The sequence below is a fragment of the Sinobaca sp. TMA16-18 genome (assembly GCF_059510535.1).
Genome location: NZ_JCAKFM010000013.1, coordinates 14,633 through 28,545, shown reverse-complemented (window position 1 = coordinate 28,545; position 13,913 = coordinate 14,633). Strand labels below are relative to the sequence as shown.

General features: G+C 43.6%; 24 protein-coding genes. All 24 read left to right on the top strand.

Features of this window, described 5'->3' with window-relative positions; all coding sequences use genetic code 11:
- Window positions 1-5: 5 nt before the first annotated feature.
- Complete coding sequence (locus AC5W14_RS16260; RefSeq protein ID WP_496060604.1) at window positions 6-254, top strand: 50S ribosomal protein L7ae-like protein; 249 nt, start codon at window positions 6-8, stop codon at window positions 252-254.
- 109 nt (window positions 255-363) lie between these two features.
- A complete protein-coding gene (rpsL, locus tag AC5W14_RS16255) occupies window positions 364-774 on the top strand; it encodes a 30S ribosomal protein S12 (RefSeq protein WP_120194580.1) in 411 nt (136 codons plus the stop codon).
- A 42-nt stretch (window positions 775-816) separates the two neighbouring features.
- The gene (rpsG, locus tag AC5W14_RS16250; RefSeq protein WP_120194581.1) at window positions 817-1,287 is read left to right on the top strand and encodes a 30S ribosomal protein S7; all 471 of its coding nucleotides are present in this window, start codon (window positions 817-819) and stop codon (window positions 1,285-1,287) included.
- 98 nt (window positions 1,288-1,385) lie between these two features.
- Complete coding sequence (fusA, locus tag AC5W14_RS16245) at window positions 1,386-3,461, top strand: elongation factor G (RefSeq protein WP_496060603.1); 2,076 nt, start codon at window positions 1,386-1,388, stop codon at window positions 3,459-3,461.
- 120 nt (window positions 3,462-3,581) lie between these two features.
- The gene (tuf, locus tag AC5W14_RS16240; protein ID WP_496060602.1) at window positions 3,582-4,772 is read left to right on the top strand and encodes an elongation factor Tu; all 1,191 of its coding nucleotides are present in this window, start codon (window positions 3,582-3,584) and stop codon (window positions 4,770-4,772) included.
- Between the two features lie 609 nt (window positions 4,773-5,381).
- On the top strand, window positions 5,382-5,690 hold the full coding sequence (gene rpsJ, locus AC5W14_RS16235) for a 30S ribosomal protein S10 (protein WP_120194585.1): 309 nt from the start codon (window positions 5,382-5,384) through the stop codon (window positions 5,688-5,690).
- 40 nt (window positions 5,691-5,730) lie between these two features.
- Window positions 5,731-6,363, top strand: coding sequence for a 50S ribosomal protein L3 (gene rplC, locus AC5W14_RS16230; protein ID WP_496060601.1), 633 nt, complete (start codon window positions 5,731-5,733; stop codon window positions 6,361-6,363).
- 26 nt (window positions 6,364-6,389) lie between these two features.
- Window positions 6,390-7,013 carry a 50S ribosomal protein L4 gene (gene rplD, locus AC5W14_RS16225; RefSeq protein ID WP_496060600.1) on the top strand — a complete coding sequence of 208 codons (624 nt, stop codon included), beginning with the start codon at window positions 6,390-6,392 and terminating at the stop codon, window positions 7,011-7,013.
- Window positions 7,010-7,300, top strand: coding sequence for a 50S ribosomal protein L23 (rplW, locus tag AC5W14_RS16220; RefSeq protein ID WP_496060632.1), 291 nt, complete (start codon window positions 7,010-7,012; stop codon window positions 7,298-7,300). Before rplD ends, rplW begins: the two co-directional genes overlap by 4 nt.
- A gap of 26 nt (window positions 7,301-7,326) precedes the next feature.
- Complete coding sequence (rplB, locus tag AC5W14_RS16215) at window positions 7,327-8,163, top strand: 50S ribosomal protein L2 (protein ID WP_496060599.1); 837 nt, start codon at window positions 7,327-7,329, stop codon at window positions 8,161-8,163.
- A 57-nt stretch (window positions 8,164-8,220) separates the two neighbouring features.
- Window positions 8,221-8,499 (top strand): 30S ribosomal protein S19, encoded by a 279-nt coding sequence (gene rpsS, locus AC5W14_RS16210; RefSeq protein ID WP_496060598.1) that lies wholly within the window; start codon window positions 8,221-8,223, stop codon window positions 8,497-8,499.
- 20 nt (window positions 8,500-8,519) lie between these two features.
- A complete protein-coding gene (gene rplV / locus AC5W14_RS16205) occupies window positions 8,520-8,861 on the top strand; it encodes a 50S ribosomal protein L22 (protein WP_496060597.1) in 342 nt (113 codons plus the stop codon).
- Window positions 8,862-8,864: 3 nt separating this feature from the next.
- Entirely contained in the window at window positions 8,865-9,524 is a 660-nt protein-coding gene (gene rpsC, locus AC5W14_RS16200; RefSeq protein ID WP_120194592.1) for a 30S ribosomal protein S3, read from the top strand.
- Between the two features lie 2 nt (window positions 9,525-9,526).
- Complete coding sequence (rplP, locus tag AC5W14_RS16195) at window positions 9,527-9,961, top strand: 50S ribosomal protein L16 (protein WP_496060596.1); 435 nt, start codon at window positions 9,527-9,529, stop codon at window positions 9,959-9,961.
- A complete protein-coding gene (gene rpmC, locus AC5W14_RS16190) occupies window positions 9,951-10,154 on the top strand; it encodes a 50S ribosomal protein L29 (protein ID WP_120194594.1) in 204 nt (67 codons plus the stop codon). Before rplP ends, rpmC begins: the two co-directional genes overlap by 11 nt.
- Before the next feature lie 26 nt (window positions 10,155-10,180).
- On the top strand, window positions 10,181-10,444 hold the full coding sequence (gene rpsQ, locus AC5W14_RS16185) for a 30S ribosomal protein S17 (RefSeq protein ID WP_496060595.1): 264 nt from the start codon (window positions 10,181-10,183) through the stop codon (window positions 10,442-10,444).
- Between the two features lie 33 nt (window positions 10,445-10,477).
- Window positions 10,478-10,846: a 50S ribosomal protein L14 gene (gene rplN / locus AC5W14_RS16180; protein WP_496060594.1), complete on the top strand. Its 369-nt coding sequence runs from the start codon at window positions 10,478-10,480 to the stop codon at window positions 10,844-10,846.
- A gap of 43 nt (window positions 10,847-10,889) precedes the next feature.
- Window positions 10,890-11,216 carry a 50S ribosomal protein L24 gene (gene rplX, locus AC5W14_RS16175; protein WP_496060593.1) on the top strand — a complete coding sequence of 109 codons (327 nt, stop codon included), beginning with the start codon at window positions 10,890-10,892 and terminating at the stop codon, window positions 11,214-11,216.
- Window positions 11,217-11,243: 27 nt separating this feature from the next.
- A complete protein-coding gene (gene rplE, locus AC5W14_RS16170) occupies window positions 11,244-11,783 on the top strand; it encodes a 50S ribosomal protein L5 (RefSeq protein WP_496060592.1) in 540 nt (179 codons plus the stop codon).
- 33 nt (window positions 11,784-11,816) lie between these two features.
- Window positions 11,817-12,002, top strand: coding sequence for a type Z 30S ribosomal protein S14 (locus AC5W14_RS16165; protein ID WP_120194599.1), 186 nt, complete (start codon window positions 11,817-11,819; stop codon window positions 12,000-12,002).
- A gap of 30 nt (window positions 12,003-12,032) precedes the next feature.
- Window positions 12,033-12,431, top strand: coding sequence for a 30S ribosomal protein S8 (gene rpsH / locus AC5W14_RS16160; protein ID WP_120194600.1), 399 nt, complete (start codon window positions 12,033-12,035; stop codon window positions 12,429-12,431).
- Window positions 12,432-12,462: 31 nt separating this feature from the next.
- A complete protein-coding gene (gene rplF / locus AC5W14_RS16155; RefSeq protein WP_496060591.1) occupies window positions 12,463-12,999 on the top strand; it encodes a 50S ribosomal protein L6 in 537 nt (178 codons plus the stop codon).
- A gap of 35 nt (window positions 13,000-13,034) precedes the next feature.
- Window positions 13,035-13,397, top strand: coding sequence for a 50S ribosomal protein L18 (rplR, locus tag AC5W14_RS16150; protein WP_496060590.1), 363 nt, complete (start codon window positions 13,035-13,037; stop codon window positions 13,395-13,397).
- Window positions 13,398-13,415: 18 nt separating this feature from the next.
- Window positions 13,416-13,913, top strand: coding sequence for a 30S ribosomal protein S5 (gene rpsE, locus AC5W14_RS16145; protein ID WP_120194603.1), 498 nt, complete (start codon window positions 13,416-13,418; stop codon window positions 13,911-13,913).

Below are 13,913 nucleotides of genomic sequence, written 5' to 3'. Positions count from 1 at the left end.
ATAAAATGTCTTATGAAAAAGTAAAGCAGGCGGAAGATGTTCTTATAGGAACAAAACAGACGCTTAAAGCTCTTGAATCGAACATTGCTTTGGAAATTGTTTTAGCAGAAGATGCTGATCCGGTGATCAAAAGCCGAATTTTGCAGCATGCTGAAAGCAAAGAGGTATCGGTTCAAACAGTAGAATCAATGAAGCAGCTTGGAAAAGCCTGCGGCATTGATGTCGGAGCAGCCGTAGTAACATTAAAAAAGTAATAGGGTTTTTGCTGGAAGGCTTGGTCTTCCGGCAAAAACTTTCCTTTTGCTTTAAAATGAACCACCTGGAACGGTGGTCTTAAAAAAGCTATGGAAAGGAGGAAAAACATTGCCTACTATTAATCAATTAGTACGTAAAGGACGTCAAGTTAAAGGAAGAAAGTCTGACTCTCCTGCATTGAACAAAGGCTTTAACAGCTATAAAAAGTTCCAGACAGACCAGTCTTCTCCCCAGAAACGTGGAGTTTGTACTCGTGTAGGAACAATGACACCAAAGAAGCCGAACTCAGCACTTCGTAAATATGCTCGTGTGCGCTTGACCAACCAGATTGAGGTAACAGCCTACATTCCTGGTATCGGGCACAACCTGCAGGAGCACAGTGTGGTTCTTATTCGCGGAGGCCGTGTAAAAGACCTTCCGGGTGTGCGTTATCACATTGTTCGTGGAGCGCTTGATACAGCAGGAGTTCAAAACAGAAAGCAAAGCCGTTCTAAATACGGTACGAAGCGTTCGAAGTAATACAAACAAAAATATGATTTCTTTTTGAAAGGAGGAATTCACATGCCTCGTAAAGGACCAGTCCCACGCAGGGATGTACTGCCAGACCCAATTTACAAATCCAAGCTAATCACGCGTCTTATAAACCGCATTATGCTTGAAGGTAAAAAAGGAAAAGCTCAAAACATTTTGTATAATGCTTTTGACCTTATCCGTGAGCGTTCTGGACAGGATCCAATGGAAGTATTTGATCAAGCAATGAAAAACGTTATGCCGGTATTGGAAGTTAAAGCCCGCCGCGTTGGGGGAGCAAACTATCAGGTGCCGATCGAAGTAAAGCCTGAGCGCCGTACTACTCTTGCTCTACGTTGGGTCGTAAGCTACGCTAGACTCCGCGGAGAAAAGACAATGGAAGAGCGCCTTGCTAATGAAATTCTTGATGCTTCAAACAACACTGGATCAGCAGTGAAGAAGCGTGAAGATGTACACCGCATGGCTGAAGCGAACAAAGCTTTCGCTCACTATCGCTGGTAGAATGGTTATCCCTGCCTGTGAAAACAGGCAGTTATGGATTACCATAGAATGACAAACCCTTTTATAAATAAGGAAAGAAGAAAGGAGAAAGAGAGTCCATGCCAAGAGAGTTCTCCTTAGATAAAACTCGTAATATCGGTATCATGGCTCACATTGACGCTGGTAAGACTACGGCAACAGAACGTATTCTTTACTATACCGGACGTATTCATAAAATTGGCGAAACGCACGAAGGTGCATCGCAAATGGACTGGATGGCACAAGAGCAGGAGCGTGGAATTACAATCACCTCTGCTGCAACAACTGCCCAGTGGAAAGACCATAGAATTAATATTATTGATACACCAGGTCACGTGGATTTTACCGTGGAAGTGGAACGGTCCCTTCGTGTACTTGATGGAGCAGTAGCTGTACTTGACGCACAGTCAGGTGTGGAGCCGCAGACAGAAACTGTTTGGCGCCAGGCTACAACTTATCATGTACCGCGTATCGTTTTCATTAACAAAATGGATAAAATCGGTGCTGACTTTATTTACTCCTTGGGAACGTTGAAAGATCGCCTTGGTGCTAACGCCCATGCTGTTCAACTTCCAATTGGTGCAGAAGATGATTTTGAAGGCATTATTGATCTAATCAATATGGAAGCTTTCTTTTATCTAGATGACCTTGGTACTCGTACAGAAGCAAGAGAAATTCCTGAAGAGTACAAAGCACAGGCTGAAGAATACCACGAAAAATTAGTTGAAGCTGTATCAGAGCTTGATGAAGACCTAACAATGAAGTACCTTGAAGGGGAAGCATTAACTCCAGCTGAACTAAAAGAGGGTATCCGTAAGGGTACGCTTAACGTTGAATTCTATCCGGTTCTTTGCGGATCTGCTTTTAAAAACAAAGGTGTACAGCTTATGATTGATTCAGTCATAGACTACCTTCCGTCCCCGCTTGACGTGCCTGCTATCAAAGGTATCCTTCCGGATACTGAAGAAGAAGTAGAACGTCCAGCTGACGATAATGGCCCGTTTGCTGCACTTGCATTTAAAGTAGCAACAGACCCTTATGTTGGTAAGCTTACTTTCTTCCGCGTATATTCCGGTACACTTGATTCTGGTTCTTATGTTCGTAACACAACGAAAGAAAAGCGTGAGCGCGTTGGACGTATCCTTCAAATGCACGCTAACTCCAGAGAAGAGATTGCAACCGTATATGCAGGAGACATTGCTGCGGGTGTTGGTTTAAAAGATACTTCAACAGGGGATACGCTTTGTGATGACAAGAGTCGCGTTATTCTTGAATCCATGGACTTCCCTGAGCCGGTTATCTCTCTTTCTGTAGAGCCTAAGTCAAAAGCAGACCATGATAAAATGGGTATTGCTCTTGCCAAGCTTGCTGAAGAAGATCCAACATTCCAGACAGAAACAGACGAAGAAACGGGACAGACAATTATCAAAGGTATGGGTGAACTTCACCTTGATATCATCGTGGACCGGATGAAGCGCGAATTTAAGGTAGAGGCCACTGTTGGTGCGCCGCAGGTATCTTATCGTGAAACAATCCGTACCGATGCTAAATGTGAAGGTAAATTCGTACGTCAGTCCGGTGGACGCGGTCAGTACGGCCACGTATGGGTCGAGTTTGGTCCAAACGAAGAAGGTGCCGGATTTGAATTTACAAATGCTGTCGTTGGTGGATCTGTTCCCCGCGAATACATCGCTTCCGTTGAGCAGGGGATCAAAGAATCTCTTCAAAACGGACTTGTAGCAGGTTATCCTGTTATTGATGTAAAAGCAAAGCTGTATGATGGTTCTTACCACGATGTTGACTCTAACGAGATGGCATTTAAGGTAGCTGCATCTATGGCATTTAAGAAAGCAAAGGAAAAATGTTCACCAGTACTGCTTGAGCCTCTAATGAAGGTTGAAGTCGTTGTTCCAGAAGAGTATATGGGCGACGTAATGGGTGACATCACTTCCCGCCGTGGACGTGTAGACGGCATGGAAGCACGCGCTAATACACAAGCTATTAGAGCTTATGTACCGCTTGCTGAGATGTTCGGCTATGCCACAAACCTTCGTTCAAACACTCAGGGACGTGGAAACTACAGCATGTTCTTCGATCATTACGAAGAAGTTCCTAAGAGTGTTTCCGAAGAAATCATCAAGAAAAACGTTGGCTAAAATGCTTTTCTGATGATTGTTTGGTAGAATATTTTACTGTAAGCTAAAAGGTGATGACAGCACGATGCACATTGCCTTTTATAATAAATTAAATGACCTGATTTAAGGAGGAATTTCATAATGGGAAAAGAAAAATTCGACCGTTCAAAAGCGCATGCCAATATCGGAACTATCGGGCATGTCGACCACGGTAAAACAACATTAACTGCAGCAATCACAACAGTTCTTCACAAGAAATCCGGTAAAGGTACAGCCATGGCTTATGATGCTATCGATGGTGCTCCTGAAGAGCGCGAGCGCGGTATCACAATTTCCACGGCACACGTAGAGTACGAAACTGAAACTCGTCACTACGCACACGTGGATTGCCCAGGACACGCCGACTATGTTAAAAACATGATCACAGGTGCTGCACAGATGGATGGAGCTATCCTGGTTGTATCCGCAGCTGATGGCCCAATGCCACAGACTCGTGAGCACATCCTTCTTTCCCGTCAAGTAGGTGTACCAACTATGGTTGTTTTCTTAAACAAAGTAGATATGGTAGACGACGAGGAGCTTCTTGAGCTTGTAGAGATGGAAGTCCGCGACCTTCTTACAGAGTATGACTTCCCAGGTGATGATATTCCTATCATCAGCGGTTCTGCTCTTAAAGCACTTGAAGGAGTAGAAGAGTACGAAGAGAAAATCATCGAGCTTATGCAAGCTGTAGATGATTATATCCCAACTCCAGAGCGCGACAAAGACAAGCCATTCATGATGCCTGTTGAGGATGTATTCTCTATCACTGGACGCGGAACAGTAGCAACTGGCCGTGTTGAGCGTGGAGTTCTTAACGTAGGGGATGAAGTTGAAATCATCGGTATCGATGAGACAGCTAGAAAAACAACTGTAACTGGTGTTGAAATGTTCCGTAAGCTTCTTGACTATGCAGAAGCAGGCGACAACATTGGCGCACTTCTTCGTGGTGTAAGCCGCGACGACATCAAGCGTGGACAAGTACTTGCTAAGCCCGGTACAATTACTCCACACACAAACTTCAAAGCTGAAGTTTATGTTCTATCAAAAGAGGAGGGTGGACGTCACACTCCATTCTTCACTAACTATCGTCCACAGTTCTATTTCCGTACTACGGACGTTACTGGTATCTGCCATCTTCCAGAAGGCGTAGAAATGGTTATGCCTGGCGATAACGTTGAAATGACTGTAGAGCTTATTTCTCCTATCGCTATCGAAGAAGGTACAAAGTTCTCTATCCGCGAGGGTGGACGTACTGTTGGTGCCGGTGTTGTAGCAACTATCCAGAAGTAATAACTTATGAACTCCCCGGCTGTCTCAGCTGGGGAGTTTTTTGTTTTTCATCTCTCAGCATATTTTTGGAGAAGGCGAAAAAGAAGGGGAGATAAAGAAAAATTAAAGTATATAGCAAAATCGCTGTCCGGCAGCCTGGCCTTTAACCTGTGCTGTTCATGATGGAACTACTATACTAGAATGGCGGCCTGATTTCGTTTTAGCCCGTTCCCGGCTTCACTCAAGCCTTCTCAAGCAGTGGGGGCGATGAAAGCTGCCTGTCAGTATGCTTCTGTGTATAAAAAGACGAGCTGAATAATAGAGCAACAGCAGAAGGCGTAAGCTTTCTGCTGTTTTTTTGATTCGCCGGTTTTCTTGTTTCTTCTATTGTATAGCTGCAGTACAGCAAATAATTTTTTATCAAAAAACCCTTGCAATAAGTAGAACAAGTCCTTATAATAGATAAAGTGTGACCGCGGCCTGTAGAGAGTACGATAAGTATTCTTATGCGGCGGTTAAGGCGATGATGTGAAAGGTTACCGACACGCCAGGCCCCTTTGCCATGGCTGGGTGTTGGAAAATTTTCATGGAGTATGTCTGTACAAATTCGGGCGAAAAGGAGGGCTCAGCATGGCAAAAGAAAAGATTCGTATTCGTTTAAAGGCTTATGACCACCGTGTTTTAGATCAATCAGCAGAAAAGATCGTTGATACAGCGAAAAGATCAGGTGCAGGAATTTCCGGACCTATCCCGCTTCCTACTGAAAAATCTATCTACACAGTACTTCGTGCAACGCACAAGTATAAGGATGCACGTGAGCAGTTTGAAATGCGCACACATAAGCGTTTAATTGATATTGTAAGTCCAACACCACAGACGGTAGATGCGCTTATGCGTCTTGATTTACCATCCGGTGTCGACATTGAAATCAAATTATAATCAAAAATAAAAATATAAACTAATATAGGAGGTGTGACTGATGGCCAAAGGAATCTTGGGAAGAAAAGTAGGAATGACTCAATTGTTCAGTGAAAATGGAGAACTTGTACCGGTCACAGTTATCGAAGCAGCGCCGAACGTAGTGCTTCAAACAAAAACATCTGAATCGGATGGTTATGAAGCAGTTCAGCTGGGCTTTTTTGACAAAAAAGAATCACGCTCTAACAAACCGGAAAAAGGGAATGCCGCTAAAGCTGATACAAAGCCCAAGCGCTACGTTAAAGAGATCCTTGATGTTACATTAGAGGATTACACTGTTGGTCAGGAAGTCAAAGTTGACTCGTTCGCTGACGGAGATATCGTAGACGTGACAGGAACTTCAAAAGGTAAAGGATTCCAGGGTGCTATCAAGCGCCATAACCAATCCCGCGGACCTATGTCCCACGGTTCTCGTTATCACCGTCGTCCAGGTTCAATGGGTCCAACTGACCCGAACCACGTATTGAAGGGTAAAAAGCTTCCAGGACGTATGGGTGGCAAAAAAGTAACAGTTCAAAACCTTGAAATCGTAAAAGTGGATGCAGAACGCAACTTAATCCTCGTGAAGGGCAATGTGCCTGGACCAAATAAAAATCTTGTTACCATCAAATCTGCTGTTAAAGCAGCGAAATAAAAGTCACCAAGGAAGGAGGCCCTACTATGCCTAAAGTAGACGTATTGAATCAATCCGGATCGAAAGTCGGAGATGTAGAACTAGCCGAAGGGATTTTCGGCATTGAACCAAACCAGCATGTTCTTCATGAAGCAGTCGTGATGCAGCAAGCATCTATGCGTCAGGGAACACATGCTGTAAAGAACCGCTCTGACAGACGAGGCGGCGGTCGTAAGCCGTGGCGTCAAAAAGGAACAGGACGCGCGCGTCAAGGTACTATCCGTGCACCACAATGGGTAGGCGGCGGTGTCGTTTTTGGACCAACACCTAGAAGTTATGCTTATAAGCTTCCAAAGAAAGTACGCAGACTTGCTATTAAATCTGCTCTTTCCACTAGAGCAAAGGACGGGGACATCGTTGTTCTTGATAACCTTTCTTTAGAAGCACCAAAGACAAAAGAAATGATGACTGTACTATCAAGCCTTTCTGTTGATCGGAAAGCGTTAGTAGTAACAGCTGATTATAATGAGCAAGTAGCATTATCCATTGGAAACATTCCTGGAATCACCTTTGCAACTGTTAAAGACGTGAACGTACTTGAAGTGCTTAAGCACGACAAGCTCGTAATCACGAAAGAAGCGGTAGAAAAGGTAGAGGAGGTGCTCGCATAATGGAAGCACGCGACATTATTAAAAACCCCGTAATCACTGAACGTACTGCTGAATTAATGGAATTAAGACAGTATACTTTTGAAGTGAATGTAAAAGCTAACAAGATACAGATCAAAAAAGCTATCGAAGAAATTTTTGGAGTAAAAGTATCTAGAGTTAATACAATGAACTATAAAGGAAAATTCCGTCGTTTTGGCCGTTATACAGGATTTAAGCCTAACCGTAAAAAGGCGATAATCACGTTAACTGAAGACAGCCAGGAAATTGAGTTTTTCGAAGGAGCATAATTGCTAAGTAAAGGAGGGAAATAAGCATGCCTATTAAAAAGTTTAAGCCGATTACTAACGGTATTCGTCACATGACTGTAAGTGATTTCGGTGAAATAACAACAGACAAGCCGGAAAAATCTTTGACTGCACCACTTTATAAGAAAGCTGGTAGAAACAACCACGGCCGCATTACTATGCGTCACCAGGGTGGCGGACACAAGCGCCAATACCGCATTATTGATTTCAAGCGTGAAAAGGACGGAGTTCCAGGTAAAGTCGCTACTGTAGAGTACGATCCAAACCGTTCCGCAAACATCGCCCTCATCCATTACGTAGATGGAGAAAAGCGTTATATCCTTGCACCTAAAGGAATCAAAGTAGGACAGATGATCGAATCTGGTTCTGAAGCTGATATCAAAGTTGGGAACGCACTTCCATTGGTAAACATTCCAGTTGGTACAATCATTCACAACATTGAGCTGAAGCCAGGACGCGGAGGACAGCTTGTCCGTTCTGCTGGAGCAGAAGCACAGATTCTTGGTAAAGAAGGCAAGTACGTTCTTGTTCGTCTTAGATCAGGCGAAACACGCCTTATCCTTGCTACCTGCCGTGCAACGATAGGACAAGTAGGAAACGTTGAGCACGAGCTTATCAGCATTGGTAAAGCCGGACGCTCCCGTTGGTTGAACAGACGTCCAACTGTACGTGGTTCCGCAATGAACCCAAGTGATCACCCACACGGTGGTGGTGAAGGCCGCGCTCCAATCGGACGTGTTGCACCAGTATCTCCATGGGGTACACCGGCACTTGGTTACAAAACACGCAAGAAAAACAAAGACACTGATAAATATATCGTTCGTCGTCGTCGCAACAAAAAATAATCGTGTTGTTCTGCGGTTCGTTGGAATCGCAGCGCAATTGCGAAGGGAGGTACTCTCATGAGCAGAAGTTTGAAAAAAGGACCTTTCATTGATGATCATTTGATGAAAAAAGTCGAAGCACTTAATGAAACAGATGATAAAAAGGTAATCAGAACCTGGTCCAGACGTTCTACTATCTTTCCAAATTTCGTAGGCCATACTATTGCAGTCTATGACGGACGCAAGCACGTTCCGGTTTACGTTCAGGAAGATATGGTCGGTCATAAGCTTGGTGAGTTCGCGCCAACAAGAACATTTAAAGGTCACAGACAAGATGACAAGAAGACAAGACGCTAATAAGAGGGGAGGTTCTTTAAATGCAAGCTAAAGCAGTTGCTAAACAAATTCGCATTGCCCCTCGTAAGGCACGGTTAGTCATTGACCTCATTCGGGGCAAAAAGGCTGGAGAGGCCATTGGTATCCTTAAAAATACTACTAAAGGCGCTTCGCCAATTGTCGAAAAAGTACTAAATTCTGCCATCGCAAACGCAGAACACAACTACGAGCTGGAGCCGGAAGATCTTTACATCACGGAAGCATTCGTTGATGAAGGCGTAACGCTGAAAAGATTTCGTCCACGCGCACAAGGCCGTGCAACTAGAATCAACAAAAGAACAAGCCACATCACAATCGTGGTAGCAGAAAAGAAGGAGGGATAACACGTGGGTCAAAAAGTTAATCCTATAGGACTACGCGTTGGTGTCATTCGTGACTGGGATTCTAAATGGTACGCCGAAAAAGAATATGCAACCCTTTTACACGAAGACATTAAAGTGCGTGAGTACATTGAAAATAGACTAAAAGAAGCTTCTGTTTCTAAAATTGAAATTGAACGCGCAGCAAAGCGTGTAAACATTACGATTCACACTGCTAAGCCAGGTATGGTTATTGGTAAGGGTGGTTCTGAAGTGGAATCCCTTCGTAAAAACCTTAACAATCTAACTGGTAAAAGAGTTCATATCAACATCGCTGAAATTAAGCAGGCAGATATGGACGCTCGTCTTGTAGCAGAGAACATCGCTCGTCAATTGGAAAACCGTGTTTCTTTCCGTCGTGCAATGAAGCAGACAATTCAACGCACAATGCGCGCAGGCGCGAAAGGGATCAAAACACAGGTATCCGGACGTCTTGGCGGCGCTGATATCGCTCGTGATGAAAGCTATAACGAAGGAACGGTTCCTCTTCACACACTACGTGCCGACATTGATTACGGTACAGCGGAAGCAGATACAACCTACGGCAAGCTCGGAGTTAAGATCTGGATCTACCGTGGAGAAGTCCTTCCAACGAAAGGTACGAAAAAACAGGAAGGGGGCAATTAATAATGTTGTTACCAAAACGTGTTAAATATCGTCGCGAACACCGCGGCAAAATGAGAGGCCGTGCAAAAGGCGGCACAGAAGTAACATTTGGTGAATACGGTCTTCAGGCTATCGAAGCTTCCTGGATCACAAACCGCCAAATTGAATCAGCTCGTATTGCAATGACTCGTCACATGAAGCGTGGCGGTAAGGTTTGGATTAAAATCTTTCCAGATAAACCTTACACAGCTAAGCCTCTAGAAGTTCGGATGGGTTCCGGTAAAGGTGCTCCTGAAGGATGGGTAGCAGTTGTAAAACCAGGAAAAATTATGTTTGAAATCGCAGGTGTTTCTGAAGAGGTAGCTCGTGAAGCACTTAGACTTGCGTCTCATAAACTTCCAATCAAAACGAAGTTTGTTAAGCGCGAAGAATTGGGTGGTGAGGCAAATGAAAGTTAATGAATTCAGAAACTTAACCACAGCAGAAGTGGAAGCACAGACTGTTTCGTTAAAAGAAGAGTTGTTTAATCTTCGTTTCCAACTGGCGACTGGTCAGCTTGAAAATCCAGGTCGCATTCGCAATGTTCGTAAAGACATCGCTCGTGCCAAAACCGTTTTACGTGAACGTGAACTCGGTATAAATAAAGGTTAATAACGATCGAGAGGAGGCCCATTTACATGGCTGAACGCAATCAGCGCAAAGTATATACTGGACGTGTCGTTTCTGACAAAATGGATAAAACCATTACAGTTGTTGTTGAAACGTACAAAACAGATTCTCTATACGGCAAGCGCGTAAGATATTCCAAAAAATTAAAAGCACATGATGAAAATAATCAAGCCAAAAAAGGCGATGTTGTTAGTATTATGGAAACTCGTCCACTTTCTAAAGACAAGAGATTCCGTCTGTTGGAAGTAGTAGAGGAATCCGTAATTATCTAACATCTTTTCTGAGGAAGGGAGGTTACGTAACCTATGATACAACAAGAGAGTAGATTAAAAGTTGCTGATAATTCAGGTGCACGTCAAGTACAGTGCATTAAAGTTCTAGGCGGATCCGGACGTAAGACAGCTAATATCGGTGATATGATCGTTTGTTCTGTTAAACAAGCAACACCAGGTGGCGTTGTCAAAAAAGGTGAAGTAGTAAGAGCAGTAATCGTTCGTTCAAAAAGCGGAGCTCGTCGCAAAGATGGTTCTTATATCAGCTTTGACGAAAATGCAGCAGTAATTGTTCGTCCAGATAAAAGCCCAAGAGGAACTCGTATTTTTGGACCAGTTGCAAGAGAACTACGTGAAGAGCAGTACATGAAAATTGTATCGCTTGCTCCAGAAGTACTTTAATACTAGAAAACGAATAGATAGGCCTTGTTAAGGAGGTGCGATTATGTCTCAGAAAAGTCTTAATGTAAAAAAAGGCGACAAAGTGAAAGTAATTACCGGCAAAGATAAAGGTAAAGAGGGTGTTATTTTACAAGCTTTCCCTAAAAAAGAACGTGTTCTTGTTGAGGGGATTAATATTGTAAAAAAGCATGCTAAGCCTTCCCAGGATAACCCACAAGGTGGAATCCTAACTCAGGAAGCTGCTATTCACGTGTCCAATGTAATGCCTCTTGACCCGAAAACTGGAGAACCTACCCGTGTAGGATCCAAAGTGGTGGACGGCAAAAAAGTACGCATCGCTAAAAAATCCGGCGAAGCACTTGATAAATAAGTCATCTGACGAAAGGAGGCTAACAGTATGAACGCCTTGAAAGAGAAATACAAAGGAACGATTGTTCCTCACATGCATGAAAAGTTCGCTTATTCTTCTGTAATGGGAGTTCCTAAGCTAGATAAAATTGTTATTAACATGGGTGTCGGCGAAGCAGTTCAAAACCCAAAAGCATTGGATAAAGCAGTAGAAGAGCTTGGTGCCATCAGTGGTCAAAAGCCTCTTGTAACAAAAGCTAAAAAATCCATTGCTGGTTTCAAACTTCGTGAAGGTATGCCAATCGGTACAAAAGTTACTCTTAGAGGAGACCGCATGTATGACTTCCTTGAGAAGCTAATCAATGTATCTCTTCCACGTGTACGTGACTTCCGTGGTGTATCAAGTAAGTCTTTTGACGGCCGTGGAAACTACACTCTTGGAGTAAGAGAGCAGCTTATTTTCCCGGAAGTTGATTATGATAAAGTAGACAAAGTTCGTGGAATGGATATTGTCATCGTTACAACAGCTAATTCCGACGAGGAATCCAGAGAGCTGCTAACACAGATGGGAATGCCTTTCAAAAAGTAGTACAAATAATAATTTGAAGAGGAGGCATCGACCTTGGCAAAGAAATCGATGATAGCCAAACAGCAGCGTACTCCCAAGTACAATGTGCAAGCATATACAAGATGTGAACGTTGCGGACGTCCTCATTCCGTAATCCGTAAATTTAAGTTGTGCAGAATTTGTTTCCGCGAACTCGCGTATAAAGGACAAATTCCAGGCGTTAGAAAAGCAAGCTGGTAAGCCCGAGATAAGGGAAGGAGGTAAAACATTATGGTCATGACAGATCCAATTGCAGATATGCTGACTCGCATTCGTAACTCGAACATCGTTCGTCACGAAAAGCTGGAGATGCCTGCATCTAACATTAAAAAAGAAATAGCTGAAATTCTAAAGAACGAAGGTTTTGTTCGCGACGTAGAATTTGTTGATGATAAAAAGCAAGGTCTTATCCGTATCTTCCTTAAGTACGGTGCAGAGAACCAACGCGTTATCACTGGATTGAAGAGAATCAGTAAGCCTGGACTTCGTGTATACGCTAAGTCTGATGAAGTTCCTCGTGTACTTGGCGGTCTTGGAATCGCAGTTATCTCTACATCACACGGTGTGATGAGCGATAAGCAGGCACGTAAAATGGAAATCGGCGGCGAAGTACTCGCTTACGTTTGGTAAGAATAATAAATAAGAACGGAGGTGGAAACATATGTCTCGTATTGGTCTAAAGCCTATAGAAATTCCTGAAGGAGTTACAGTCAGCTTGAACGGTCGACACGTAACGGTAAAAGGCCCTAAGGGTGAATTAAGCCGTGAGCTTCATCCGGATATTAAAGTTAATGTTGGTGATGCAGAAGTTACCTTCGAGCGCCCTTCTGACCACAAAGAGCACCGCTCTTTGCATGGAACAACCAGAAGTGTTGTAAACAACATGGTGGAAGGTGTAACAAAAGGTTATGAGAAAGGCTTGGAGCTTGTTGGTGTTGGTTATCGTGCCAGCAAACAAGGTACAAAACTTATCCTTAACGTTGGTTATTCCCACCCTATAGAAATGGTACCAGAAGATGGTATCGAGATTGATGTTCCATCAAACACAAAGGTAATTGTAAAAGGAATCGATAAAGAGCGCGTTGGAGCTGTTGCTTCAAACATCCGTGCCACTAGAAAACCAGAACCTTACAAAGGCAAAGGCGTTCGTTATGAAGGCGAATTTGTTAGACGTAAAGAAGGTAAAACTGGTAAATAACGCTTAATGTAAGGTTAAGAGAGGAGGAGCGTTTCATGATTACTAAATCTACGAAATACGCCAAGCGTAAGAAGCGCCATATGAGCATTCGCAGAAAAATCAAAGGCACTTCTGAACGTCCGCGTCTGAACGTATTCCGTTCTTCCAAGCATATTTATGTACAGCTTATCGACGATGTAAAAGGAGCTACACTAGTGGCTGCCTCTACAACTGAGAAAGAATTAAATATCGAGAACGGTGGAAATGTGGAAGCTGCAAAAACGATCGGTGAACTTGTAGCAAAACGCGCGAAAGACAAAGGCTACGAAAGTGTAGTATTTGACCGCGGCGGATTTATCTATCACGGACGTGTACAGGCATTAGCTGACGCGGCACGTGAAAATGGACTGAAATTTTAAGAGTAAGGAGGGGACAGTATGCAAATTGATGCTAGCAAGCTTGAACTAGAAGAAAGAGTAGTTACAATCAACCGCGTTGCCAAGGTTGTTAAAGGTGGACGTCGTTTCCGTTTTGCAGCGCTTGTAGTCGTTGGGGATCGTAACGGACACGTAGGTTTTGGCATGGGGAAAGCACTTGAAGTTCCTGAAGCTATCCGCAAAGCGGTAGAAGCTGCCAAGAAAAACCTTGTGGAAGTGCCAATCGTAAGAACAACTATTCCTCACGTAATCGTAGGACATTTCGGAGCTGGTAACGTACTATTGAAGCCTGCTTCTGAAGGTACTGGAGTTATCGCGGGCGGACCTGTACGTGCTGTACTTGAGCTTTCCGGCGTTCAGGATATTCTCTCTAAATCACTGGGTTCTAATAACCCAATTAACATGGTTCGCGCAACCATCCAAGGGCTAACTGAGCTGAAAACAGCTGAAGAAGTTGCCAAATTACGTGGAAAAAGCGTGCAAGAATTGTTAGGATAA